The sequence below is a fragment of the Streptomyces mobaraensis genome (genome assembly GCF_020099395.1).
GTDB lineage: Bacteria > Actinomycetota > Actinomycetes > Streptomycetales > Streptomycetaceae > Streptomyces.
In genome coordinates, this window is record NZ_CP083590.1 from 3,352,715 (window position 1) to 3,377,007 (window position 24,293).

At 72.1% G+C, this 24,293-nt stretch carries 22 protein-coding genes; 5 read left to right on the forward strand and 17 right to left on the reverse strand.

Annotation, left to right across the window (positions count from 1 at the left end; genetic code table 11):
• Positions 1–17 precede the first annotated feature (17 nt).
• Together K7I03_RS14380 and K7I03_RS14385 are read left to right on the forward strand one after the other, a co-directional pair.
• Positions 18–1,037: an SAM-dependent methyltransferase gene (locus K7I03_RS14380; protein ID WP_185942266.1), complete on the forward strand. Its 1,020-nt coding sequence runs from the start codon at positions 18–20 to the stop codon at positions 1,035–1,037.
• Positions 1,038–1,049: 12 nt separating this feature from the next.
• The gene (locus tag K7I03_RS14385; protein WP_185942267.1) at positions 1,050–2,192 is read left to right on the forward strand and encodes an NADH-quinone oxidoreductase subunit D; all 1,143 of its coding nucleotides are present in this window, start codon (positions 1,050–1,052) and stop codon (positions 2,190–2,192) included.
• Between the two features lie 175 nt (positions 2,193–2,367).
• On the opposite strand, the gene K7I03_RS14390 is transcribed toward K7I03_RS14385, so the two are convergent.
• From K7I03_RS14390 to K7I03_RS14405, 4 genes are all read right to left on the reverse strand, one after another.
• Complete coding sequence (locus tag K7I03_RS14390) at positions 2,368–3,384, reverse strand: coiled-coil domain-containing protein (RefSeq protein WP_313772151.1); 1,017 nt, start codon at positions 3,382–3,384, stop codon at positions 2,368–2,370.
• Positions 3,385–3,583: 199 nt separating this feature from the next.
• On the reverse strand, positions 3,584–4,570 hold the full coding sequence (locus K7I03_RS14395) for an ABC transporter substrate-binding protein (RefSeq protein ID WP_185942269.1): 987 nt from the start codon (positions 4,568–4,570) through the stop codon (positions 3,584–3,586).
• 126 nt (positions 4,571–4,696) lie between these two features.
• Positions 4,697–5,434, reverse strand: a complete 738-nt coding sequence (locus K7I03_RS14400) for an ABC transporter permease (protein ID WP_185942270.1) — start codon at positions 5,432–5,434, stop codon at positions 4,697–4,699.
• Positions 5,434–6,207 carry an ABC transporter permease gene (locus K7I03_RS14405; protein ID WP_185942271.1) on the reverse strand — a complete coding sequence of 258 codons (774 nt, stop codon included), beginning with the start codon at positions 6,205–6,207 and terminating at the stop codon, positions 5,434–5,436. The genes K7I03_RS14400 and K7I03_RS14405 overlap by 1 nt, the downstream gene beginning before the upstream one ends.
• Before the next feature lie 139 nt (positions 6,208–6,346).
• On the opposite strand from K7I03_RS14405, the gene K7I03_RS14410 reads away from it, so the two are divergent.
• Positions 6,347–7,525 carry an ABC transporter ATP-binding protein gene (locus K7I03_RS14410; RefSeq protein WP_185942272.1) on the forward strand — a complete coding sequence of 393 codons (1,179 nt, stop codon included), beginning with the start codon at positions 6,347–6,349 and terminating at the stop codon, positions 7,523–7,525.
• A 32-nt stretch (positions 7,526–7,557) separates the two neighbouring features.
• On the opposite strand, the gene K7I03_RS14415 is transcribed toward K7I03_RS14410, so the two are convergent.
• From K7I03_RS14415 to K7I03_RS14440, 6 genes are all read right to left on the reverse strand, one after another.
• Complete coding sequence (locus K7I03_RS14415; RefSeq protein WP_185942273.1) at positions 7,558–8,046, reverse strand: DUF3180 domain-containing protein; 489 nt, start codon at positions 8,044–8,046, stop codon at positions 7,558–7,560.
• A gap of 82 nt (positions 8,047–8,128) precedes the next feature.
• Positions 8,129–8,722, reverse strand: coding sequence for a 2-amino-4-hydroxy-6-hydroxymethyldihydropteridine diphosphokinase (folK, locus tag K7I03_RS14420; RefSeq protein ID WP_004940404.1), 594 nt, complete (start codon positions 8,720–8,722; stop codon positions 8,129–8,131).
• Complete coding sequence (gene folB / locus K7I03_RS14425) at positions 8,719–9,078, reverse strand: dihydroneopterin aldolase (protein ID WP_185942274.1); 360 nt, start codon at positions 9,076–9,078, stop codon at positions 8,719–8,721. Before folB ends, folK begins: the two co-directional genes overlap by 4 nt.
• Positions 9,079–9,416: 338 nt before the next feature.
• Positions 9,417–9,917 (reverse strand): nuclear transport factor 2 family protein, encoded by a 501-nt coding sequence (locus tag K7I03_RS14430; RefSeq protein WP_185942275.1) that lies wholly within the window; start codon positions 9,915–9,917, stop codon positions 9,417–9,419.
• Positions 9,914–10,801 carry a dihydropteroate synthase gene (gene folP / locus K7I03_RS14435; RefSeq protein ID WP_185942276.1) on the reverse strand — a complete coding sequence of 296 codons (888 nt, stop codon included), beginning with the start codon at positions 10,799–10,801 and terminating at the stop codon, positions 9,914–9,916. The genes K7I03_RS14430 and folP overlap by 4 nt, the downstream gene beginning before the upstream one ends.
• A 111-nt stretch (positions 10,802–10,912) precedes the next feature.
• Positions 10,913–12,763, reverse strand: a complete 1,851-nt coding sequence (locus tag K7I03_RS14440; protein ID WP_185942277.1) for a phosphatidylglycerol lysyltransferase domain-containing protein — start codon at positions 12,761–12,763, stop codon at positions 10,913–10,915.
• Between the two features lie 170 nt (positions 12,764–12,933).
• Here K7I03_RS14440 and K7I03_RS14445 point away from each other — a divergent pair, with 170 nt between their 5' ends.
• Entirely contained in the window at positions 12,934–14,046 is a 1,113-nt protein-coding gene (locus K7I03_RS14445) for an alpha/beta hydrolase (protein WP_185942278.1), read from the forward strand.
• Positions 14,047–14,118: 72 nt separating this feature from the next.
• Here the strand turns inward: K7I03_RS14445 and folE are convergent, their stop codons facing one another.
• From folE to dacB, 6 genes are all read right to left on the reverse strand, one after another.
• Entirely contained in the window at positions 14,119–14,727 is a 609-nt protein-coding gene (folE, locus tag K7I03_RS14450) for a GTP cyclohydrolase I FolE (protein ID WP_004940397.1), read from the reverse strand.
• Between the two features lie 155 nt (positions 14,728–14,882).
• Positions 14,883–16,895: an ATP-dependent zinc metalloprotease FtsH gene (gene ftsH, locus K7I03_RS14455; RefSeq protein ID WP_185942465.1), complete on the reverse strand. Its 2,013-nt coding sequence runs from the start codon at positions 16,893–16,895 to the stop codon at positions 14,883–14,885.
• 301 nt (positions 16,896–17,196) lie between these two features.
• Complete coding sequence (hpt, locus tag K7I03_RS14460) at positions 17,197–17,736, reverse strand: hypoxanthine phosphoribosyltransferase (RefSeq protein ID WP_185942466.1); 540 nt, start codon at positions 17,734–17,736, stop codon at positions 17,197–17,199.
• Between the two features lie 118 nt (positions 17,737–17,854).
• Positions 17,855–18,883 (reverse strand): tRNA lysidine(34) synthetase TilS, encoded by a 1,029-nt coding sequence (tilS, locus tag K7I03_RS14465; RefSeq protein ID WP_185942279.1) that lies wholly within the window; start codon positions 18,881–18,883, stop codon positions 17,855–17,857.
• Between the two features lie 194 nt (positions 18,884–19,077).
• On the reverse strand, positions 19,078–20,205 hold the full coding sequence (locus K7I03_RS14470; RefSeq protein ID WP_185942280.1) for a zinc-dependent metalloprotease: 1,128 nt from the start codon (positions 20,203–20,205) through the stop codon (positions 19,078–19,080).
• A gap of 242 nt (positions 20,206–20,447) precedes the next feature.
• On the reverse strand, positions 20,448–21,923 hold the full coding sequence (gene dacB, locus K7I03_RS14475) for a D-alanyl-D-alanine carboxypeptidase/D-alanyl-D-alanine endopeptidase (RefSeq protein WP_224347049.1): 1,476 nt from the start codon (positions 21,921–21,923) through the stop codon (positions 20,448–20,450).
• Between the two features lie 85 nt (positions 21,924–22,008).
• Here dacB and K7I03_RS14480 point away from each other — a divergent pair, with 85 nt between their 5' ends.
• Positions 22,009–22,506, forward strand: a complete 498-nt coding sequence (locus K7I03_RS14480; RefSeq protein WP_004940362.1) for an inorganic diphosphatase — start codon at positions 22,009–22,011, stop codon at positions 22,504–22,506.
• Between the two features lie 126 nt (positions 22,507–22,632).
• On the opposite strand, the gene K7I03_RS14485 is transcribed toward K7I03_RS14480, so the two are convergent.
• Complete coding sequence (locus tag K7I03_RS14485) at positions 22,633–24,291, reverse strand: threonine/serine exporter family protein (protein ID WP_398857197.1); 1,659 nt, start codon at positions 24,289–24,291, stop codon at positions 22,633–22,635.
• Positions 24,292–24,293 lie beyond the last annotated feature (2 nt).

Sequence of the window (24,293 nt, forward strand, 5' to 3'; positions counted from 1 at the left end):
ACGCATAGCGTGGGGACATGACATCCGGGACGCGCACCTGGCGGGCGGCGGCCGAAACCGCCCTCTACGGCCCCCACGGCTTCTACCGACGCCCCGAGGGCCCCGCCGGCCACTTCCGTACCGCCGTGCATGCCTCGCCGCTCTACGCCGGAGCGATCGCCGAGCTGCTGCGGAGGGTCGACGGCGCCCTGGGGTCACCGGAGGAGCTCGCCTTCGTCGACATGGGCGCCGGGCGCGGCGAACTGATCACCGGGGTACTCGCGCAGTGCCCGCCCGCACTGGCCGGCCGGCTCCGCCCGTACGCCGTGGAGCGCGCCGACCGCCCCGACGGCCTCGACGAGCGCGTCGTCTGGCGGGACACGCCACCCGAAGGGGTGACCGGTCTCCTCTTCGCCAACGAGTGGCTGGACAACGTCCCGGTGGACGTCGTCGAGACGGACGGCGGCGGCACCCCGCGCCTGGTGCTCGTCCAGGAGGACGGCGAGGAACTGCCGGGCGACCCGGTGGCGGGCGCGGACGCGGACTGGCTCGCCCGCTGGTGGCCGCTGGAGGGCGCGCCGCCGGGCAGCCGCGCGGAGATCGGCCGGACGCGGGACGAGGCGTGGTCCCGGGCCGTCGGCACCCTGCGGTCCGGCCTGGCCGTCGCCGCCGACTACGCGCACGAGCGCGCCACCCGCCCGCCCTTCGGCACCCTCACCGGCTTCCGGGAGGGCCGGGAGGTCCGCCCGGTGCCCGACGGGAGCTGCGACATCACCGCGCACGTCGCCCTCGACGCCTGCGCCGGGCCCGGAGCCGCCCTGCTCAGCCAGCGCGCCGCGCTCCGCGCCCTCGGCGTGGACGGCCGCCGGCCGCCGCTCGCCCTCGCCTCCTCCGACCCGGCCGCCTACGTCCGGGCCCTGGGCGCGGCGAGCGAGGCCGGCGAACTGACCTCACCCGGCGGCATGGGCGGCTTCCGCTGGCTCCTCCAGCCCGTCGGCCCGGAGTGCGCGGACCTCCTCACGGAGGACACGAGCGCGCGACCGCCCTGGCCCGGCTGAGAAACTGTTCCCATGACGGAGACGACAGTCGGCATCGGCGGCGCGGCGGAGAGCACGGACATGGTGCTCAACATCGGCCCGCAGCACCCCTCCACCCATGGAGTGCTGCGGCTGCGCCTCGTCCTCGACGGGGAGCGCATCCGCAGCGCCGAGCCGGTGATCGGCTATATGCACCGCGGCGCGGAGAAGCTGTTCGAGGCCCGCGACTACCGCCAGATCGTCATGCTCGCCAACCGCCACGACTGGCTGTCCGCGTTCTCCAACGAGCTCGGCGTCGTCATGGCCGTCGAACGCATGCTGGGCATGGAGGTGCCCGAGCGCGCGGTGTGGCTCCGCACCCTGCTCGCCGAGCTGAACCGCGTCCTCAACCACCTGATGTTCCTCGGCTCCTACCCGCTGGAGCTCGGCGGCATCACACCCGTCTTCCACGCCTTCCGCGAGCGCGAGGTACTCCAGGCGGTGCTGGAGGAGGTCTCCGGCGGCCGGATGCACTACATGTTCAACCGCGTCGGCGGCCTCAAGGAGGACCTCCCCGCCGGCTGGACCGGCCGCGCCCGGCAGGCGATCGCCGACGTCCGCTCCCGCATGGACGTCCACGACCGCCTGGTCCTCGGCAACGAGATCTTCCGCGGCCGGACACGCGGCGTCGGCGTCCTCTCCCGCGAGACCGTGCACGCCTACGGCGTGAGCGGCCCCATCGCCCGGGCCTCCGGCGTCGACTTCGACCTCCGGCGCGACGAGCCGTACCTGGCCTACGGGGAGCTGGCCGACGTCCTCAAGGTCGTCACCCGCGAGGAGGGCGACTGCCTCGCCCGCTTCGAGTGCCTGCTCGACCAGACGCACAACTCGCTGGCCTTGGCGGACGCCTGCCTCGACCACCTGGCCGAGCTGCCGCCCGGCCCGGTCAACCAGCGCCTCCCCAAGGTTCTCAAGGCTCCGGAGGGCGCCACGTACGCGTGGACCGAGAATCCGCTGGGGCTCAACGGGTACTACCTGGTCTCCAAGGGAGAGAAGACGCCGTATCGCTTGAAGCTGCGGTCGGCTTCGTACAACAACATCCAGGCGCTGGTGGAGCTGCTGCCGGGGACGCTGGTGGCGGACATGGTGGCGATTCTGGGGTCGCTGTTCTTCGTGGTGGGGGACATCGACAAGTAGGGGGTGGAGCCTCAAACGCCGGACGGGCTGATCTCAGCCCGTCCGGCGTTTGAGGACAGCGCGCGCAGCGCGCTTCGGGGGTGCGGGGGCTCGCCCCCGCAGGAAACTGGGGGCACCTCCCAGCGGTAGCTGGGGGAGAAAGGGCGGGACCGGGGCACAGCCCGCCGCAGGCGCGTCAGATCGCGTCGCGCAGCTCCACCACGTCGATCTGCTCGGTCTCGTCATGAGCCGTCAGATCGATGACCCGCTCGTCGGCACCCCGCCCCGCGGCCAACGCCTCCTCGCCCACGACATCGGCGAGATCCTGCTCCTCGACAGCCGACTTCGCCGCGGCAGCGGCCTGCTTGGCCTGGTGCTGCGTCCCGAAGAAGTCGAACCCGCCCGTGGCACGCCGCACCGGAGGCGCGGGTCGCCGCACGGGCATGGCGGGCCGGGCGTCGCGCACGGCCAGGGCCGCGCCGCCCTCGGCGGGAACGGGCGCGGCGGGGACGGGCGCGGCGGAGGCGGCGGGCGCGGCAGGCTCCGAAACGGCCGGCGCCGGGACAGCGGGAGCCGGAACGGCGGGAGCCGCGACAGCCGGGGCCGGAACGGCCGGCGCACTCACAACGGAAGCCGAAGCCGAGGCCGAAGCAGAAGCCCGCTCCTCCGCCTCCCGCTGCACGGCCCCGTTCCGCGCCAGATCCCGCAGCGCGTCCGCCGCCCGGCGGTACTCGCGCTCCCCGACGCGCCCGTCGGAGCGGGCCCGCACCAGGGAGCGGGCCTGCATGGCGGTCTCCAGCGCCCGCGCGGCCTTGGGCACGCCGGCCTTCTCGTCGTCGTTCGCGGCGGCCTCGCCCGTGGAGCGCTCCGTCTCCAGCAGCCGCCGGCCCTCGAGGGCACTGGCCCGCTCGGCCTCGGCGGTGGCGTAGCGGCGCAGCAGGTCGGCGTGCTCGGTCCGGAGCCGGGCCAGCTCGGCGCGCTTGCCGCGGAGTTTGGTCTCCAGGCGGGCGCGGGCCTGGCGGGTCTCCTCCAGGTCCGTCTCGAGCTCGGCGAGGCGCTCGTCCGTCTTCCACTCGTCGCGGGCGCGGGCCGCGGTGAGCTGGGCGACCTGCTTGCCCGCCGACCGGTCCCAACGGCGCATCAGCACCGAGCCGACCACGGCCGCCACGGCGGCACCCGCGGCGAGGCCGCGTATGACGACCGTTTCGCCCACTGTCCAGGCTCCGGCCGCACAGGCGACCGATGTCGCGGCGACCAGCGAAGAGGGAAGAAGCCGGTGCAGGGATGTGGAATGGCGGTGGCGTCCTCGTGGCATGGCCAGAAACTTACCGTGCGTTGCGGCGAAAGTGTGACTCCGGCACCAAACCGTTCCCTTGATCTTACTAGTTCCCTACTCGCCTCCCCCTTGGCTCCTACTTCCCCAGCAGCCCCTTGTCCTTGAGGTACTGCGCGGCCACATCGGCCGGCTTGAGCCGCTCGGCGTCCACCTTCTTGTTGAGTTCGGTGAGGTCCTCCGTGGTCAGCACCTTGTTGAGTTTGCCGAGCGCTTCCACGACCTGCGGTGAACCCGCCTTCCGCGCATTCACCACCGGCAGCACGTTGTCGGAGTTCTGCAGTTTCTTGTCGTCCTTGAGCACGACAAGACCGAACTGTTCCAGCGTGGCGTCCGTGGTCGTCGTGAGGACCATCTGGTCCTTGCCGTTCCTGACCGCCTGCTTGGCCTGGGTGCTGCCGACCTCCAAGGGGTCTATGCCCGCGACACGGATGCCGTAGGTCTTCTCCAGACCCGGCTTGCAGAACGGCCGCTCGGTGCACTCGTCCCCCGCCGCGAGCTTGACCGACTCCTTCGACGCCCCGAGGTCCGAAAGCGTCTTGAGCTGGTGTTTCCCCGCGAACTCGGCCGACACGGCGAACGCGTTCTGGTCCACCGCGCGCCCGGCGTCCAGCACCTTGAGTCCCCGCGGTTCGGCGAGTTTCCGCAGCGCCTTCACCGTGGTGTCGGAGTCGGCGGAGGCGACCTGCGGGGCGTCCTTCCCGTTCTGCTTCTTGTTCAGGAATTCCGCGAGCGTCGCCGCGTACTCTGGGACGACATCGATCTGCCCCTTCTCCAGCGCCGGTTCATACAGCTCGCGCGCGTCCACCGTCTTGATCGAGGTGGAATATCCGGCGTCCTTCAACAGGCCCGCGTATATTTCCGCGAGCACCTTCGACTCGGTGAACGAAGCGGATCCGATCACGAGGGATCCCCGGCCCGACGCGCTGGATCCCCCGTCACCGCCCCCGGACTTCTCCAGGCTGTCCCCGCCGCACGCGGCCAGGCCCGCCGTCAGGGCGGCGACTCCCGCCGCCGCCAGCGCGGCGCGGGCGGTCCGCGCACGGCGCGGGGTGGTGCTGGTCATGCGGCACTCCATCCATGTCGGCGGACGCCGGGCGCGACCGTCTTCCGGTGCACCCGAGCATCCCGTATATGACGTTGCATCAGCTGATAGGCCGTCATCTGTGCGCGCCGCCAAGCCACTTCCGGCTCAGGCGGCGCGCCCGGCGGTCGGCGCGGTGTCGGCGGTGGCGGACGCGTCGGATATCCGGTCCGCCCCGGCGGCTCCCCGCCGCCGGCGCCCCAGCCGGCGCTCCAGCAGCACGAACGCCCCTTCCACCACCAGCGCGAGGGCGGCCACCAGCACGGCGCCGGCCACCACCTGCGGGGTGTCGGTGAGCCGGAAGCCCGCGGTGATGATCCGCCCCAGCCCGCCCCCGCCGACGATCGCGGCGATGGAGACCGTCGCCACCACCTGCACGGCCGCCGACCGCACCCCGGTCATCACCAGCGGCATGGCCAGCGGGAGTTCGACCCGGCCGATGACCTGCCGGCCCGACATCCCCATCCCCCGCGCCGCCTCCACCACGTCGCGGTCCACCTCGCGCATGCCCACGTAGGCGTTGGTCAGCAACGGGGGTATCGCGAACAGGACGAGGGCGATGATGGTGGGCCATGAGTCGTACGTACCCAGCGGGCCCAGGGTCAGCAGGACCAGCACCGCGAAAGTGGGCACGGCCCGGCCCGCGTTGGAGAGGTTGACGGCCAGGGCGCCGCCCCGGCCGGTGTGCCCCAGCACCACGGCGAGGGGCAGGGCGATGGCGCAGGAGAGGGCCAGGCACACCACGGTCAGCTGGAGGTGCTCGGCGAGCCGGTGCCAGACGCCGTCCGGGCCGGACCAGTGCGATCCGGTGGCGAGCCATGTCCACGTCCTGGAGACGACGTCCATCAGGCCACCGCCTTCTTCCGCTCACCGCGCGCCGCCCGCGCTTCCGTGGCTCCCCCGACTCCCCCGGCTCTTCCGGTTCCCCCCAGCCCTCGTCGCGCCCGCGGCTTCCTCGTCCAGGGCGTCAGCAGCCGCTGGAGTCCCAGCAGCAGCACGTCCGCCACGACGGCCAGGAGCACGCAGAGCACCGAGGCGGTCAGGACCTGGGCCTTGAAGACGCTGTGCAGCCCCTCGTAGATCAGATTGCCCAGCCCGCCGTAGCCGGTGAGCGCGCCGACGGTGGTCAGCGAGACCGTGGACACGGTGGCGATCCGGACCCCCGCCATCACCGCCGGCAGGGCGAGCGGCAGCTCCACCCCGAACAGCAGCCGTATCGGCCCGTACCCCATGCCGCGCGCCGCCTCGCGGGCCTCCTCCGGCACGGCGGCCAGCCCGGCCAGGATGTTCCGCACCAGGATCGTCAGCGAGTAGAGCACCAGACCGGTGATCACCACGGCCGCCGAGAGCCCGAAGACCGGCACCAGCAGCGAGAACATCGCCAGCGACGGCACCGTGTAGAGCACCGTGGTCAGCCCTAGCACCGGGCCCGCCACACCGCGCCAGCGGCGGGCCGCCAGCGCCAGCGGGAACGCGACGAGCAGCCCGATGCCGACGGACGCCAGCGTGATGCCGATGTGCTGCAGGGTCGCGTCCACGAGCTCATGGCTTCGCGTCCGCACGTACTCGCCGCAGATCCAGTCGTTGTCGATCAGGCAATTGCCGCCCTGCCCCGCCATGCACGCTCACCTCCCCCTTGGCCTTCACCGACGGTTACTGGCGACCCTAACGCCCACCACTGACAATCGCCTGTGGGCCGTCGCACAGCCAGGGCTCCGGCACGTCACGACAGGGGAGGATGTGGCAACAATGGGGGGCGTGATCCGATTCGAGCACGTCACCAAGCGCTACGCCGATGGCACGACCGCCGTGGACGACCTGTCCTTCGAAGTGGCGGAGGGCGAGCTGGTCACGCTCGTCGGACCGTCCGGCTGCGGCAAGACCACCACGATGAAGATGGTCAACCGGCTGATCGAACCGACCGAGGGCCGGATCCTGCTGGACGGCGAGGACATCGCGGAGACCGACCCTGTCGCCCTGCGCCGGCGCATCGGATATGTGATCCAGCAGGTCGGGCTGTTCCCGCACAAGACGGTGCTCGACAACACCGCGACCGTGCCGTACCTGCTCGGCTGGCAGCGGAAGAAGGCCCGCGACCGCGCCGCCGAACTGCTGGAGCTCGTCGGCCTCGACCCCGCCGTGCACGGCGGCCGCTACCCCGACCAGCTCTCCGGCGGCCAGCGGCAGCGTGTGGGCGTCGCCCGCGCGCTCGCCGCCGACCCGCCCGTCCTCCTGATGGACGAGCCGTTCGGAGCCGTCGACCCGGTCGTCCGCGAACGGCTGCAGAACGAATTCCTGCGACTTCAGTCACAGGTGCGCAAGACCGTGCTCTTCGTCACCCATGACATCGAGGAGGCCGTCCGGCTGGGCGACCGCATAGCGGTCTACGGCCACGGCCGCATCGAGCAGCTCGACGCGCCCTCGGTGGTGCTCGGCGCCCCCGCCACGCCCTACGTCGCCGACTTCGTCGGGGCCGACCGCGGCCTGAAACGGCTCTCCGTCACCCCGATCGAACGCGGCGACCTGGAGCAGCCTCCCGTCGTCCACCTGGACGACCCGGTGGAGGCCGCCCTCAGCGTCCTCGCCGGCGAGAACGCCGACTGGGCCGTCGTCCTCGACGACGGGGAGAAGCTGCACGGCTGGGTGGCCGCGGACGCGATCGTCCACGCGAACGGCGGAACCGTGCGGGACCACGCCCGGCGCATGGAGGCCTGGCTGCCCCTGGGGGCCTCGCTGAAGCAGGCGTTCAGCACGATGCTCCAGCACGACGCCGGGTGGATCGCCGTGCTCGACGGCGACCGCGGGGACCACTTCCTCGGCGTCCTCACCCCGACGAGCCTGCACGGGGCCCTGCGCCGCTCGGTCGGGGACGACGCGCGGCGGGCGGACCGGGCGGAGCCGTCCGGAGGGGACCTGCGGGCCGCCTCACCGAACTGAGCGGCGGCTCCCGGCCGGCCGGGAGCGGGAGCCTAGGCGGGCTTCCCCTCGCCCGGCCCCTCGTCGTCGTCCTCCGGCAGCTTGCAGACCCGCTCCATGAAGAACGCCGCGGCCACCACACAGGCCCCGGCCAGCACCGAGGCCCCGGCGTAGATCGTCTGCTCCCGCCGGGCGTCCGTCTCCATGCCGTCCAGCAGCAGGAAGACCCCCACCCCGCCGTACGCGCCGGACACCAGCGCCGCGACCAGGGCGCTGGCCTGGCCGAACACCACGGCCCTGGCCGCCAGCAGCGGGTCGACGCCCTTGGCGCCGGGGCGCCGCTCGCGCTGGGCGCGCAGCCGCGCGCGGAGCGAGAGGGCCGTCGAGAAGAGGACGACGGCGATGACGGCCAGCACGATCGGCGCCGCGACCGGCACGCTCGGCAGCGTGTCGAAGGCGTCCCAGAGCCGGGCACCGGCCCAGGACAGCACTCCGGCCGCGGCGAACAGGCCGAGCAGCACCCCGATCCGAAGTTGCTTCACCGAGCCGTCAGCCCCTCGTCGTCGTCATCGGTAACCAGTCGTACACAGGTCCATGGCGTCCGTGCCGCCACTCGCCCAACGGCTATTCGGGCAGCCGGAGTTCCAGGTCGACCCGCGGCCGTACGCCCTCGCGGGCGAGTCCGGCCAGCAGGTCGGCGACCGGCCCACGTCCCGGAACAACAGCGTCCGGATCCACGTCGTACCACGGAACCAGCACGAAGGCACGCTCGTGGGCGCGCGGGTGCGGAAGCGTCAGCAGCGGATCGTCGGAGATCACGTCCTGGTAGGTGACGATGTCCACGTCGATCGTCCGCGGCCCCCAGCGCTCGTCGCGGACGCGCTCGAACGCCTCCTCGATGGCGTGTCCGCGCTCCAGCAGCGAGGCCGGCGGGAGCGTGGTCTTCACCAGCACCACCGCGTTGAAGTAGGACGGCTGGGAGCCGGGCTCCACACCCCACGGCTCGGTCTCGTAGACCGGGGAGACCGCCTTCACCCGCAGGCCGGGCGTGTCCTCCAGGGCGTCGACGGCGCCCTGCAGCGTCTCCAGGCGGTTGCCCAGGTTGCTGCCGAGCGACAGGACGGCCCACTGCGGATTGCTCAGGGTCACATCGGCGGCGTCCACCTGCTCCACCACGGAGGCGGGCACCGGCTGCACGGTCGGGTCGCTGCTGCTCATACTCGGCTCCGGGTGATCGTTACGGTCACGTCGTCGAAGGGCACGGTGATCGGGGCGTCCGGCTTGTGCACGACCACCTCGACCTCCCGCACCGGGTCGTGCTTCAGGCACTGCTCGGCGATCCGCTCGGCGAGGGTCTCGATCAGGTCGACCGGCTCGCCCTGCACGATGCCGACGACCTCCTCGGCCACGATGCCGTAGTGGACGGTCTTCGTGAGGTCGTCGCCGGCCGCGGCGGGCCGGGTGTCCAGGCTCAGCACGAGATCGACGACGAAGGTCTGGCCTTCCTCGCGTTCTCGGGGGAAGACCCCATGGTGCCCGCGAGCCTTCAAGCCGCGCAGCGCGACACGGTCCACACGAATCACTCCTGCTGGTCGTCGGTGACGGGTACCGCCCGTGCCCTCGCGGCCACGGGGGAGGGACGTCCGGCGGCGGCCGGACATCACCCGTCCCCGGCCTTCGACCGGGATACCCAACGTCGAATCTACCTGCGAGCACCGACAGCGTCCGGGCGCGGGTGCCCCGGCCCGGGAACGGCTGTGACGCTGGTCACCGGCGTCCGCCGCGTTCCCCGGCCGGCGTATGAGCACCCATACCCGTCCGGGAAGCAGCTCGAACGAGTGGTCACGGATCCATCACACTGACGCGCGGCGATGACGTGTGGGCCGGTCCGCGCCCCCGGGAAGGACGCCCGTCAGCCCAGCGGCCCGACCGGCCCCGAGCCCCCGTCCAGGTCCTCGGGCCCCTCCTCACGCTCGTCGTCCTCCCGGCCCGCCAGCACCGGCGAACCGTGGTGCGACCACACCTTCCACTCGGACCCCACCCGCCGGAACGCGTTGGTCGCCACGACCAGCTGGCCGACCAGCGGCCCCAGCTCGCCCTCGGACTCCGCGGGCGCCCCGCTGAGGATGTTCTCGGTGCAGGTCACCAGGGCCGTGTCACCGGCCACCGAGACCTCGACATCGGTCAGGAAGAACTGGATGTAGTCGGTGCTCGCCATGATCAGCGCGTACGAGCGGAGCACCTCGCCCCGCCCGCGCAGCACCGGCCAGCCCGGGTGGACGCAGGACACCTCGGTACCGGGGTCGTCCAGCCACATCCGCCGCATCGCCTCGGTGTCGCCGCGCTCCACCGCCTCGTACAGGGCCGTGTTGGCGAGCTCGACCCGCTCGGCGTCCGTGCGCGCCGGGCTCACACCGCCCCCTCGGGGGCTCCGGAGCGCGCGGCGTCCACGGCGCTCACCACGCGCACGGCGTCCGCGCTCGCGCCCACCTCGTGCACGCGCACCGCCCACGCGCCCTCACGCGCCGCCAGCACCGAGACCGCCGCGGTCGCCGCGTCCCGTTCGCGGGCCGGCGGTGGTGTGCCGTCCGGGCCCGCCAGCACCCGGCCCAGGAAGCGCTTGCGGGACGCCGCGACCAGCAGCGGCAGCCCCAGCTCCGCCCGCAGCCGGTCCAGCCGGGCGACCAGGGCCAGATCGTGCCCCGCGTTCTTGGCGAAGCCCAGACCGGGGTCGACCACCAGCCGCTCCGGTTCGATCCCGGCCGCCACGACCGCGTCCACCCGCCGCCGCAGCTCGTCGACGACCTCGCCGACCACATCGCCGTAGACCGCCCGGCTGTTCATGTCCTCGCTGAAACCGCGCCAGTGCATGACCACGAACGGCACCCGGGCCTGCGCCGCCATCGGGACCATCGCCGGATCGGCGAGCCCGCCGCTCACATCGTTGACCAGCCCGGCACCGGCCTCCAGGGCCGCCTCCGCGACCGAGGCCCGCATCGTGTCGACCGAGACGACGACGCCCTCCCCGGCCAGCTCCCGGACGACCGGGACCACCCGGCGCCGCTCCTCGGCCTCGTCCACCCGCAGCGCCCCCGGCCGGGTGGACTCGCCGCCCACGTCGACCAGGTCGGCACCGCCCGCGACGAGGTCCAGGCCCCGCTTGACCGCCTCGGCGGGGTCGAACCAGCGGCCGCCGTCGGAGAACGAGTCGGGCGTCACGTTGACCACGCCCATCACCGCGCAGCGGTCCCACCGCGGCAGACCGACGGGCCCGATACGAGCGTGCAAGGTACTCATGCCCACCAGCGTAGGCCGTGGGCCGCCGGCGGCGACGACCGGCCGACACGGCGAGAGCCCTCCCCGGAAGCGGTTCCGGGAAGGGCTCTCACAGGGGCCGGCGGGCGCGGCTCACGCGGCGCGCGTGACCTCCGCCTGCTCCACCGACGCGTCCTCGTCGAAGCTCGGCTTGGGCGGCGCCGGGCGGCGGCGCAGCAGCCGCGGCAGCTCCAGGAAGCCCTCCGCCTGCATCATCGCGAAGCCGATGCGCGGCAGGTCGCGGCTGTTCGGGAAGACGATGAAGCGCGGCTCCCAGCGCGGCCGGAACTTCTCGTTGAACTTGTACAGCGACTCGATCTGGAACCAGCGCGACAGGAAGATCAGCACCCCGCGCTGGATCCGGACCACCGGTCCGGCGCCCAGCTTGCTCCCGCGCTCCAGGGCGGAGCGGAAGAACGCGAAGTTCAGCGACAGGCGCTTGATCTTCAGCTCGGGCGCGGCCTGGAGGAAGGCGACGATCAGCAGCTCGTTCATGCCCGGGTCGGCGCTGCGGTCGCGGCGCATCAGCTCCAGGGAGCTGCCGTCCTTGCCCCACGGCACGTAGTGCTGCATGGCCCGCAGGTCGCCGAAGGGGGCGTTCTCGCCCTCCTCGACGTCCTTGTGGGCGGTGGCGATGATCGCGTCCAGGTCCTTCGGGTCGCCGATCCGGCCCAGCGCCATGGAGAAGCCGCGCTCCTCCTCGGTGTCGCGCCAGGCGTTGGCGGCCTGCTGGACGACCGCGAGCTCCTCGGGGCTCAGGTCGCCGACGCGGCGGACCTTGGTGCTGTAGCCGTTGCGCTCGATGCGCTTGACCATCTGGCGGACGTTGCGCATGGCCCGGCCGCTGAGGCTGAAGTCGGCGACCTCGACGATGGCCTCGTCGCCCATCTCCAGGGCGTCCAGACCGGTCTCACGGGTCCAGACCTCGCCGCCGGTCTCGCTGCAGCCGTTGACGGCGGGGGTCCAGGAGTGGCGCTTGGCCAGCTCCATGAACTTCTCGATCGCGCCCGGCCACGCCTCGACGTCGCCGATCGGGTCGCCACTGGCGAGCATGACGCCGGAGACCACGCGGTAGGAGACGGCGGCCTTGCCGGACGGGGAGAAGACGACGCTCTTGTCGCGGCGGAGCGCGAAGTGGCCCAGCGAGTCGCGGTCACCGTGCTTGGCCAGCAGCTCGCGCAGCCGGTCCTCGTCCTCCTCGGTGAGGACGGCCGCCGGGTACTCCGGCCGGAAGGCCAGGAACGCGGTGGTGGCGACGGTCAGCAGGCCGAGGGCGCCGAGGGAGTAGCCGACGACGTAGTCGACGCCACCGGTGTAGCGGATCGAGCCCTCGAAGCCGAAGAGCCCCCACAGGACGTGCTCGATCTGCTCCAGCACCGGCGGGTCGCCGACCATCTGGTCCGGGTGCGAGCCGACGATCACCCAGCCGAGGGCGAAGCTGGCGCCGCCCATGAGGATGAAGTTGGCCAGCGCCTTCCAGCGGCTGCGCGGGTCGGGCAGCGCGGTGAACGCGTTCCGGTGCCGCACCAGGTAGGCGAAGAGCAGCAGCGAGAAGACCGCGCCCGCGATGGAGTGCCGGTAGATCAGGTGCGCGGCGGCGCCCACCGGCAGCACGACGACCGCGGCCCACCAGGCACGCGACTTCGCGCGCTTGAGGCCGTGGGCGAGCATCAGCAGCAGGATGCCGACGACGATCGACGCGGCGGCGGCCAGCTGGGTGACGGCCCCCGGCAGCACCTCCGCCAGGGTGTGGATCTTGCTGAAGCGGAAGCGCGGGATGACGCCGGCGGCGATGTCCATCAGACCGATGACCGCCGCGACCGTGCCTACGACGGCCGGAACGCGCTCCGGCCGAGGCCCCTTGGCCATCCGGGCAAGCACCGACAGCCACTTCGGACCCGAAGGAACCCCATCGGACTTTTTGCCATCTTCCCTGACAGACATCTCTTCCCGTCGTCCATGTCGAGTGGGCATACGGCATCTGGCCGTACCGCTCCGGACAATGTGCGCCCTGTAGGACGACGGTTCAGGGGCGGAGGTTCCGCCGGCGGCGGGCCCGGATAGAAGTAACCATTCCGCGACCCGTTGCCGGGTCGCTCGGCAGAAAGCACCTCATGGGTCTCACCAGCAAGACAGTTCTGCTGTTGGCCGCCGTGCTGGCGGTAGTGCTCTTCGCGTGTACCGTCTGGCTCTGGCCTCGGCTCGGCAAGAAGAGCGTGGGTTCCATCCTGGGCCGCGTCGGCATGCTGCTCGTCACCCAGCTGTCCCTGTTCGCCGCCATCGGCCTCTACGCGAACTACTCGTTCGGCTTCTACGCCTCGTGGGCCGACCTCTTCGGCCAGGAGCAGGACCAGGGCGTCGTGGTGGACCACAGCGCGGGCGCCCACCGCGTCCAGGTGGTGGGCACCCAGCAGGTGAACGTGCCCCGGGCCTCCGTCCCCCGGGTGGCCGGCCGGATCGAGAAGGTGAACATCCAGGGGCCCGAGTCGCGGATCGCCAGCCCGGCCTTCGTGTACCTGCCGCCGGAGTACTTCCAGCCCGAGTTCGCCAAGCGCACCTTTCCGGCCTCCGTCGTGCTGACCGGCTACCCGGGCACCGCCGAGGCGCTGATCAAGGGCCTGCACTACCCGCAGACGGCGCACAAGCTGGCCAAAGAGAAGAAGATGCAGCCCACCATCCTGGTGATGATGCGGCCGACCGTCGCCCCGCCCCGGGACACGGAGTGCATGGACATACCCGACGGCCCCAAGACCGAGACGTTCTTCACCAAGGACCTGCGCAAGGCCATGGCGCAGCAGTACCGGATCGGCACCAAGGCCGCCAACTGGGGCATGATCGGCGACTCGACCGGCGGCTACTGCGCGCTCAAGCTCGCGATGCGTCACCCGGAGGCGTACGGCGCCGCCGCCGCGCTGTCCGGCTACTACAAGGCCCCGCAGGACCCCACGACCGGTTCCCTCTTCGGCGGCAGCAAGAAGCTGGAGCAGGAGAACAACCTGATCTGGCGGCTGAAGAACAAGCCGCTGCCCAAGATCTCGATGCTGGTCACCAGCAGCAAGCAGGGCGAGCACAACTACAACGACACGATGAAGTTCATCGGCCTCGCCGCCAAGCACCCCACCCGGGTCTCCTCGATGATCCTGGAGAGCGGCGGTCACAACTTCAACACCTGGCGCCGTGAGATCCCCGGCACCCTCCAGTGGATGGGCAGCCGCCTCAGCGCGTGACGCTCGTCCGACCCCCGGCCGGGCCGCCCGCAGCGCAGCGGGCGGCCTTCGTGTTTCCCGGGTGCCGCCGGCTCAGCGGGCCGACATGATGAGGCTCATCGCCTCCGCGCGGGACGCCGGGTCCCGCAGCTGGCCCCGCACCGCGGACGTGATCGTCTTCGCGCCGGGCTTCCGGATCCCCCGCATCGACATGCACATGTGCTCGCACTCGATCACCACGACGACGCCGCGCGCCTCCAGGATCTCCACCAGCGAGTCCGCGATCTGCGTGGTGAGCCGCTCCTGCACCTGCGGGCGGCGGGCGTAGACGTCCACCAGCCGGGCCAGCTTCGACAAGCCGGTGATCTTGCCGCTGGTCGCGGGGATGTAGCCGATGTGCGCCACGCCGTGGAACGGGACGAGGTGGTGCTCGCAGGTGCTGTAGACCTCAATGTCCCGGACCAGCACCATCTCGTCGTGGCCCAGGTCGAAGGTCGTGGTCAGCACGTCGGCCGGCTCCTGCCGCAGGCCGGCGAATATCTCCTTGTAGGCGCGCGCGACGCGGGCGGGGGTCTCCCGCAGGCCCTCGCGGTCCGGGTCCTCGCCGACGGCGATGAGCAGTTCGCGGACGGCCTGCTCGGCCCGCTTCTCGTCGAACGGCCCGATGGCTCGCTCGCCGTCCAGGGTCACCGGATCGATCATGTTGCCTCGTTCTCTCGTGCGTACGCGCCTGCGGCGGCCCTCCCCGTCGGCTCGGCCGTTCACCCGGCCGGAGGAGCGCGCACACATGCGCGATGCCGCGCCCCCAGGCTAGAACCTGGGAGACGCGGCATCCATTCCGGGCCCTGAGGCGCGGTTCACTCCGGGCGGATGTCCTCCGGCAGATCCACCGACTCGACGCCGGTGGCACCGGTGGCGCCGTTGCTGCTCGGGGCGAGCTCCTTGGGGGAGAGCACCGGCGGGCGGCTGGACGGCGTACGGCGCGAGGAGCCGGTCCACGCCGGGCGGGCCGGGCGCTTCACGACGTGCTTGAAGATCTCGGCGATCTCCTCCTTGTTCAGCGTCTCCTTCTCCAGGAGGGCCAGAACGAGGTTGTCGAGGATGTCGCGGTTCTCGACCAGGATCTCCCACGCCTCGTTGTGCGCGGTCTCGATCAGCTTCTTGACCTCTTCGTCGACCAGCGCGGCGACCTCTTCCGAGTAGTCCCGCTGGTGCGACATCTCGCGGCCCAGGAAGGGCTCGGAGTTGTCGGAGCCGAACTTGATCGCACCGAGGCGCTCGGTCATGCCGTACTGGGTGACCATCGCGCGGGCCGTGGCGGTGGCCTTCTCGATGTCGTTCGCGGCGCCCGTGGTCGGGTCGTGGAAGACCAGTTCCTCGGCCGCGCGGCCGCCCAGCATGTAGGCCAGCTGGTCGAGCATCTCGTTGCGCGTGGTCGAGTACTTGTCCTCGTCCGGCAGCACCATGGTGTAGCCGAGCGCGCGGCCCCGGGACAGGATCGTGATCTTGTGCACCGGGTCGGAGTTGGGCGAAGCCGCCGCGACCAGGGCGTGACCGCCCTCGTGGTACGCGGTGATCTTCTTCTCCTTGTCGCTCATGATCCGGGTCCGCTTCTGCGGTCCGGCCACGACGCGGTCGATCGCCTCGTCCAGCATGTGGTTGTCGATCAGCTTCTTGTCGCTGCGGGCCGTCAGCAGGGCGGCCTCGTTCAGCACGTTGGAGAGATCGGCACCGGTGAAGCCGGGGGTCCGGCGGGCGACGGCCGCGAGGTCGACGCCCGGGGCGACCGGCTTGCCCTTCTGGTGGACCTTGAGGATCTCCAGGCGGCCCTGCATGTCGGGGCGGTCGACGGCGATCTGCCGGTCGAAGCGGCCCGGACGCAGCAGCGCGGGGTCGAGGATGTCGGGCCGGTTGGTGGCCGCGATCAGGATGACGCCGCCCTTGACGTCGAAGCCGTCCATCTCGACGAGCAGCTGGTTGAGCGTCTGCTCGCGCTCGTCGTGACCGCCGCCGAGGCCCGCGCCGCGGTGTCGGCCGACGGCGTCGATCTCGTCGACGAAGACGATGGCCGGGGCGTTGGCCTTGGCCTGCTCGAACAGGTCGCGGACCCGGGAGGCACCGACACCGACGAACATCTCGACGAAGTCGGAACCGGAGATCGAGTAGAACGGGACGCCGGCCTCACCCGCGACGGCGCGCGCCAGCAGCGTCTTGCCGGTACCGGGCGGGCCGTAGAGCAGCACACCCTTGGGGATCTTGGCACCGACGGCCTGGAACTTGGCGGGCTCCTGCAGGAACTCCTTGATCTCGTGGAGCTCCTCGACCGCCTCGTCGGACCCCGCCACGTCGGCGAACGTCGTCTTCGGGGTGTCCTTGGTGATCAGCTTGGCCTTGGACTTCCCGAAGTTCATCACCCGGGAGCCGCCGCCCTGCATCTGATTCATCAGGAACAGGAAGACGACGACGATGAGGACGAAGGGCAGCAGGGACAGCAGCACCCCGATGAAGGGGTTCTGCTTGGACGTCGCCACGTTGTAGCCCTCGGGCAGGACGTCCTTGTCCTTCTGGTCGACGGCCTTCTGGAGCATCGCGGACAGCTGGACGCCCTGGTCACCGATGTAGTTCGCCTGGACCTTGCTGCTGCCCTTGATCTTCTGGCCGCTCTTGAGCTCGACCTTGATCTTGTTTTCGTCGCCCGTGGTCAGCTCGGCCGATTTCACCCTGTTGTCACGGATGGCCGCGACAACCTGACTGGTGTCCACCGACTTGTAGCCGCCGGACGAGCCGACGACCTGCATCAACACGACCACGGCGAGGACGGCCAGCACGATCCACATGACCGGCCCACGGAAGTAGCGCTTCACGTCCATCCATACGGGGCGCGAGCGCCCCGTCCCTCCTGCCACAGTGAGGCACGGTGCCCCTCGATCGGGGTGCCTGTGCGTACGGTGTTCTGCTCGACCTTGCAGACTTGCTTGCGGTGCTTGCTAAAGAATGCTTGAAAAGACTGACCTTCGGACGGTACCCCAGCATTGTCACCCGACGCCGCCGCAGACGGTCAACAAATCCGTCTTCCCCTCCTCCAACGGCGGAAAACCGTGAGGGGTTCCCGGTGGCCCGGCGATCGCCGGGCCCTTCGGGGGCAATACCGTCCTCCCAGGTCGGGGAGGGTCAGCCGCCGTAGACGTGCGGCGCGAGGGTTCCCACGAAGGGCAGGTTGCGGTACTTCTCCGCGAAGTCGAGACCGTAACCGACGACGAACTCGTTCGGGATGTCGAAGCCGACCCACTTCACGTCGATGGCGACCTTGGCCGCCTCCGGCTTGCGCAGCAGGGTGACGACGTTGAGGGACGCCGGCTCGCGGGAGCCGAGGTTCGACAGCAGCCAGGACAGCGTCAGGCCGGAGTCGATGATGTCCTCGACGATCAGGACGTGCTTGCCCTTGATGTCGGTGTCGAGGTCCTTGAGGATCCGGACCACGCCGGAGGACTGGGTGCCCGCGCCGTAGGAGGACACGGCCATCCAGTCCATGGTGACGGGGGTGGACAGCGCGCGCGCCAGGTCCGCCATCACCATCACGGCGCCCTTGAGGACACCGACGATGAGCAGGTCCTTGCCCGCGTACTCCGCGTCGATCTTCGCGGCCAGCTCGGCCAGCTTCGCGTCGATCTCTTCCTTGGTGATGAGCACCGACTTGAGGTCGGTGCCCATGTCCTTCTCGTCCACCCGCGCCACTCTCGTTCGATTGGGGCTCATCCGGCCGTCCGGGCGCCTGCCGCCCGGCCAGGGTCCGGCCGGGCCTGCCCGCGGTCACTCACGGCCGTTCGATTCAGCCCTGCCGAAGGACCAGTCTGCCACCATGCCGGTGGACCGCGACCCGCCCGGGGAGGTTGATGGCCCGCTGCCCGCGCCAGCCGGTGATCAGCCGGTCGACCTCCTCGATGTGCCGGGCGAAGAGGGAACCGGCCGGGGAACCGGCCTCGATGGCCGCCCGGCGCAGCACCCGGCGGCGGACGGCGGGGGGCAGCGCGTAGAGCTTGGCGACCTCCAGGGCGCCCGTGTCGTCCCGTACGGACGGCTCCACGGCGACGGCCCAGGAGTCGAGGGCGTCCGCGTCGTCCCGGGACAGCTGGGCGGTCCGGGCCAGCGCCTCGACGACGCCCTTGCCCAGCGCCTTCTCCAGGACCGGCAGGGCCTCGTGGCGGACCCGGGAGCGGGTGTAGGCCGGGTCGACGTTGTGCGGGTCGTCCCAGACCGGCAGCGACTGCACCAGGCACGCCTTGCGGGCGGTCTGCCGGTCGAGGCCCAGGAACGGCCTGCGGTAGCGGCCCCCGACCCCGGAGGCCACGGCCATCCCGGACAGCGAGCGGGTGCCGGAGCCGCGGGCCAGCCCCAGGAGGACGGTCTCGGCCTGGTCGTCGCGGGTGTGGCCGAGGAGCACGGCGGCGGCGCCGTGCCGCTCGGCGGCCTCGTCCAGGGCGGCGTAGCGGGCGTCGCGGGCGGCGGCCTCGGGACCGCCCTCCCGGCCGACGGTCACGGGGAGCGCCTCGACGGGATCGAGGCCGAGGGCGAGGAGGCGGCTCACCACCTCGGCGGCGCGGAGGTCGGAGCCCTCCTGAAGGCCGTGGTCGACGGTGACGCCGCCGGCACGGAGGCCGAGCCGGGGGGCCTCGAAGGCGAGGGCGGAGGCGAGCGCCATGGAGTCGGCACCGCCGGAGCAGGCGGCCAGGACGAGCGGGGGCCTGGAGCCGCCGGGGGCGCTTGCGGTTGCGGTTTCGGACGGAGCGAGGGTGAGGACGTCGTGGAGAACGCGGCGGACCGCCAGGCGTATCGCCGCGACCGCGGGGTGTGGACCCATGTCCGAGTGTCCAATCGTTCCAACGAGGAGCTGACGGGAAGGGGTTGTGGGGACGTGCGGGCTGCGCCGTCACGCTGTGTGCGTAGATGGTGACAGAGACGAGCCTTTACCCGAGCATCGCACGCCCACCCCTGGCACACGGTCCCTCGGACGGGTGATTACGGGAGCGTTCGTCCGTCAGGGGCGTGACACCGTCACCCGTCGGCCCGGCTGTGCACCCGCGCGACCCAGTCCGCGGGTTTGGCGATCTCGGCCTTGGTCGGCAGGGTGTTCGGCGAGGTCCAGACCCTGTTGAAGCCCTCCATGCCGACCTGGTCCACCACCGCCCGGACGAACCGCTCGCCGTCACGGTACTGCCGCAGCTTGGCGTCCAGACCCAGCAGCTTGCGCAGCGCCTGGTCCAGCCGGCCCGCGCCGCTGGCCCGCCGCTGCTGGAACTTCTCCCGGATCTCGGTCACGGACGGCACGACCCGCGGGCCCACCCCGTCCATGACGTAGTCCGCGTGCCCCTCCAGCAGGGACATCACCGCCGTCAGCCGCCCCAGCACCTCCCGCTGGGCGGGGGTCTGCACCAGCTCGACGATGCTGCGCCCGCCCCGCTCCCCGTCGTCCTCCGGCGGGCGCCCGCCGGCCAGCGACTGGAGGGCCTCGCGGAGCCGCTCCAGCAGGGTGGCCGGGTCGATGTCGGTCTCGGCGAGGAACGCCTGGACCTCGCCCTCGATGTGGTCGCGCAGCCACGGCACCCCCGTGAACTGGGTGCGGTGCGTCTCCTCGTGCAGGCACACCCAGAGCCGGAAATCGTGCGGGTCGACCTCCAGTTCGCGCTCCACGTGCACGATGTTCGGCGCCACCAGCAGCAGCCGGCCACCGCCCGCGCCGCCCGGCAGGTCCCGGGTGGGCGGCGCGAACGTCTCGTACTGCCCCAGCACCCGCGAGGCCAGGAACGACAGCAGCATGCCCAGCTCCACGCCGGTGACCTTGCCGCCGACCGCGCCCAGCACGGCGCCGCCCGGCAGCCCGCCCCGGCGCTTCTCCATCTTCTCCAGCAGCGGCCCGAGCACCGCCCGGAACCCGGCGACGTTCGCCCGGATCCAGCCCGCCCGGTCCACCACCAGCACCGGGGTGTCCGATCCCGCCCCCGATGGCGTCATCCCGGTGAACTCCCGGACGTGCTCCTCCGACGCCTTGGCGTGCCGCCGCAACTCCGCGACCACCGCGCGGGCCTCGTCCCGGCTCACCTCCGGCCCCGGCCGCACGAGCCGCGTCGCGGTCGCCACCGCGAGCTTCCAGTCGACCATCTCCGCACCACCGATGCTCGTCATGGGTTCACGGTACGTGGTACGGCGCGGTTGCGGAGGGGGGCGGATGCCCCGGCCCCGCCCCTTCGCCGCTTCCTGGGACTGCGCCCCAGACCCCGCTTTTCGCGGCTTCGCCGCTCGTCCTCAAACGCCGGACGGGCTGAAGACAGCCCGTCCGGCGTTTGAGGACGACCGCGCGGAGCGCGGTTTCGGGGGTGCGGGGTCCTCCCCGCAAGAAACGGTGAAAGGGCGGGACCGGGGCACCCTCACCCGGCGGCGGCCACCGCCGCCGCCAGCGCGTCCAACGCCCGCTGCGCCCCCTCCGAATCCGACGTCCCGTCCGCCAGGAAAGCGAACGCGAGCAAGCGCCCGCCGGCATTCACGACCGTCCCGGCCAGGGCGTTCACCCCGGAGAGAGTGCCGGTCTTGGCCCGGACCACACCCCGAGCCGCGTCCACACGCCCCTGCAACGTCCCACTGAACCCCGCCACCGGCAGCCCCGTAAGCACCGCCCGCAACTCGGGCGAACGCCGGTCGCCGGCGCGGGCGAGGAGCCGGGCCAAGAGGTCGGCCGAGACCCGATCGGCCCGGTCGAGGCCGCTCCCGTCGGCGAAGCGCGCGCCGGCCATCGGCAGGCCGAGCCGCGCCAGCCGCGCGGCCACCGCCCGCCCCGCGCCCTCGAAGCTCGCCGGCTGCCCGTCGGCGAGGGCGGTCTGCCGGGCCAGGGCCTCGGCGATGTCGTTGTCGCTGTGGGTCAGGGCCCGCTCGACGAGGTCGGAGAGCGGGGCGGAGGAGACGGCGGCCAGCCGGCGGGCGCCGGCGGGCGAGCGGCCCTCGGCGGGCTCGCCCTCGACGCGTACTCCCCGCTCCCCCAGCAGGGCGGCGAACTTCCGTGCGGCGTCCCCGGCCGGGTCGTCCGTACGGTCCGCGGGGCCGTGGTCGCTGTCGTCCAGCCGGCCCTCGTCCACCATGAGGGCGCTGACCGGTGCGAGGTTCTCGTTGGAGCCGATCGCGTGCGGTACGGGCCCGGTGTAGCGGGAGACGTCGTATCGGAGTGCCGTGTGGTCGGTACCGAGCGCCTTCAGCGCCCGGGCCGTGGCGTCGGCCAGGGCCGGGAGGCCGGTGGGCTCCCGGCCGGGAGGGGAGGGGCGGGCGGTGAGGGTGGGGTCGCCGCCGCCGACGAGCACGATCCCGTCAGCCCCGAGCGTCACCGTGGTCTCGATGCGGTGATCCGCGCCGAGCGCGGAGAGTGCCGCGGCGGAGGTGGCGAGTTTGACGGTGGAGGCGGGAGTGACGGCCGCGGCCTCGTTCGATCCGAACAGCCGCTCGCCGGTCGCCACGTCGACGACGGAGGCCGAGACGCGGGGGCCCAGCGCGGCGTCGGCGAGCAGCGGCTCCAGCGCGGTGGCGAGACCGGCCGCGGCGGGCGCCCCGCCGGACCCTCCCGTCCCGCCGCCCCCTCCCGCCCCGTCGGAAAGCGCCTCCAGCACCCCGGCGAGCACCGGGCCGGCCCGTGAGGACCCGTAGGGCGCGCCCCTGGCGTACGCCCCCCGGTCGGCGGCTGCGGCGCGTACCCGTTCGGCCGTACGCTGTCCGCCGTCCCAGGGCCCGGCGGCGGCCACCGCCCCGGCCGCGGCGAGCAGTCCCACCGCGGTGGAGGCGGCGACGAACCGCCCGGTACCGGACCGCGGCGGCAAGGCGGCAGGCCACCACCGGGCCTGCCGACGGACGCTCCCGGGCATGAGGACCAGCCCCTTTCGCCACCACACACCTGCGTAGGGGACACTTAATCACCAGACGTATGTGTTGATCATGAAGGAGCCACTCGTGGAGTTCGACGTCACCATCGAGATTCCGAAGGGTTCGCGGAACAAGTACGAGGTGGACCACGAGACCGGTCGCATCCGTCTGGACCGCCGTCTCTTCACCTCCACCAGCTACCCCGCCGACTACGGCTTCGTCGAGAACACCCTCGGCGAGGACGGCGACCCGCTGGACGCCCTTGTCATCCTGGACGAGCCCACCTTCCCGGGCTGCCTCATCACCTGCCGCGCCATCGGCATGTTCCGCATGACGGACGAGGCGGGCGGCGACGACAAGCTGCTCTGCGTCCCGGCCAACGACCCGCGCGTCGAGCACCTGCGCGACATCCACCACGTGTCGGAGTTCGACCGCCTGGAGATCCAGCACTTCTTCGAGGTCTACAAGGACCTGGAGCCGGGCAAGTCGGTCGAGGGCGCCGAGTGGGTCGGCCGCGCGGAGGCCGAGGCCGAGATCGAGGCGTCCTACAAGCGCCTGGAGGCCGCGGGCGGCTCCCACCACTGATCCGTGGTGATCTGACGCGCCGGAAGCGCTGATCGCGCCGGTGCGGAACGCGCGGCTCCTGAGGGCCCCGGAAGGGCTCCTCGGAGGCCGCGCGTCCGCGTTTCCGCCTCGTCCCGTCCTCCGCGGTCAGAAGCCGCGCGTCCGCTTCGCCGCGCGCCGCGACGCCGCCCCGCCCGGCACCACCAGGAACATCCGGGCCACCTCCGACCCCAGGTTCACCCCGATGGCGATGGCCAAGGCCAGTGCCGCGGCCTTGGTGAGGCTGGCCATGCCGGTGTCCAGCTCGTTCTTGGCGAAGTTCAGCAGCGCGAAGTACACCGCGCTACCGGGCAGCAGCGGCCCGATGGCCGCCGTGACGTACGGCAGCGCCGACGTGTACTGGTACCGCGCGAGCAGCTGTCCGAAGAGGCCGACCAGCCCGGCGGCGATGGCGGTGGCGGGCACCGGGTCGAGGCCGCCGGTGTCGGCGAGCGCCCCGTAGACCACCCAGGCGACGCCGCCGTTGAGCGTCGCGTACAGCACGGTGTGACGTTCCTGCTGGAGCAGGACGGCGAACGAGAAGGCCAGCAGCATCGCCGCGACGATCTGCACGACGGGCCGTTCCTGACGCTGGAGCGCCGCCTCCGGGTCGAGCGTGGTGCCGCCGATCCGCACACCGCCGTAGAGCACCATCATCACGCCGCAGACGATGCCGACGATCAGGTAGCCCACCTCCAGCAGACGTGCCGAGGCGGTGATGTAGAAGCCGGTCAGGCCGTCCTGGACGCCCGCGACCAGCGCCCGTCCCGGGATCAGGGCGAACAGCCCACCGGTGATCACGGCGGACGCCTGTACATGCACCTGGTCCTGGGCGGTGCTGAGCGCCACGCCCATCGCCGCCGGGGGCATCGCGGCCACCACGAACTGGTAGAACTCCGGCAGCCCGCGCCCCGAGGCGAGCCACGCCAGCCGGTCGCCCAGCATGGCGCCGACCGCCGCCGCGAGGAACACCACGACGCCGCCGCCGACCAGCATGCTCGCCGCGCCGGCGAGCAGCCCGGCGGACAGCGTCAGGCCCCAGCCGGGGTACGGGTGCCGGTTGCGGCGGATCTCGGCGAGACCGCGGTACGCCTCCTCCAGGGTGAGCCCCTGGGTCGTGATGTCGTGGACGAGGCGGAAGACGGCCGAGAGACGGGTGTAGTCCGTGCCACGCCTGCGCACGGTGCGGCTGGCGGTGACGGGATCGTCCACGAGGGACGGCTGGTAGCTGACGGACAGCAGAGTGAACGTCGCGTTGGGCTCGCAGCGGTGCAGCCCGTAGGCGTGCGCGACGCCGTACATCGCCGCTTCGACGTCCTCGGCGCCCTCGCCGCCCGCGAGCAGCAGCTCGCCGATGCGCAGGGTCAGGTCGAGCACGCGCGGGACGGCCGGCCCGGTCTCCTCCTCCTTGACCGCGCGCTCCGGCAGCGGCCGCTCGCCGACCGGCATCCGGACCATGGTCCGCATCCGGTCCTGCCAGGGCGCGTCCTTGGTGAGGCTGACGAGGGGGGTGCCGAGCGGCGGAGTGATCTCCGGGTACGCGAGCGAGGCGGGCCGGCTGAAGGCCGAACCCTCCGGACGTCGGTCCTCCGGTTCCGCCACGCCCTCGGGGACGGCGAACTCCGACGTCGGATGCTCGTCCTCCGGGGGCGCCGGCAAGGGCACCCCGAGGGGCGGGGTGAACGCGCTGCGCGCCTCGTCGCTCTGCGGTTTGCGGTCCTCGCCCGGATCCGGTGGGCCGCCGCCCCGCTGCTGATCAGCCACCACGC

Coding starts and splice junctions, on each gene's coding strand:
- K7I03_RS14445 (WP_185942278.1), top strand. CDS start 12,934: ATGGGTCTCACCAGCAAGACAGTTCTGCTGTTGGCCGCCGTGCTGGCG.
- folE (WP_004940397.1), bottom strand. CDS start 14,727: ATGATCGATCCGGTGACCCTGGACGGCGAGCGAGCCATCGGGCCGTTC.
- hpt (WP_185942466.1), bottom strand. CDS start 17,736: ATGGGCACCGACCTCAAGTCGGTGCTCATCACCAAGGAAGAGATCGAC.
- K7I03_RS14405 (WP_185942271.1), bottom strand. CDS start 6,207: ATGGCGGGGCAGGGCGGCAATTGCCTGATCGACAACGACTGGATCTGC.
- tilS (WP_185942279.1), bottom strand. CDS start 18,883: ATGGGTCCACACCCCGCGGTCGCGGCGATACGCCTGGCGGTCCGCCGC.
- K7I03_RS14385 (WP_185942267.1), top strand. CDS start 1,050: ATGACGGAGACGACAGTCGGCATCGGCGGCGCGGCGGAGAGCACGGAC.
- ftsH (WP_185942465.1), bottom strand. CDS start 16,895: ATGGACGTGAAGCGCTACTTCCGTGGGCCGGTCATGTGGATCGTGCTG.
- folP (WP_185942276.1), bottom strand. CDS start 10,801: ATGAGTACCTTGCACGCTCGTATCGGGCCCGTCGGTCTGCCGCGGTGG.
- K7I03_RS14400 (WP_185942270.1), bottom strand. CDS start 5,434: ATGGACGTCGTCTCCAGGACGTGGACATGGCTCGCCACCGGATCGCAC.
- dacB (WP_224347049.1), bottom strand. CDS start 21,923: ATGCCCGGGAGCGTCCGTCGGCAGGCCCGGTGGTGGCCTGCCGCCTTG.
- K7I03_RS14380 (WP_185942266.1), top strand. CDS start 18: ATGACATCCGGGACGCGCACCTGGCGGGCGGCGGCCGAAACCGCCCTC.
- K7I03_RS14470 (WP_185942280.1), bottom strand. CDS start 20,205: ATGACGAGCATCGGTGGTGCGGAGATGGTCGACTGGAAGCTCGCGGTG.
- folK (WP_004940404.1), bottom strand. CDS start 8,722: ATGAGCAGCAGCGACCCGACCGTGCAGCCGGTGCCCGCCTCCGTGGTG.
- K7I03_RS14395 (WP_185942269.1), bottom strand. CDS start 4,570: ATGACCAGCACCACCCCGCGCCGTGCGCGGACCGCCCGCGCCGCGCTG.
- K7I03_RS14440 (WP_185942277.1), bottom strand. CDS start 12,763: ATGTCTGTCAGGGAAGATGGCAAAAAGTCCGATGGGGTTCCTTCGGGT.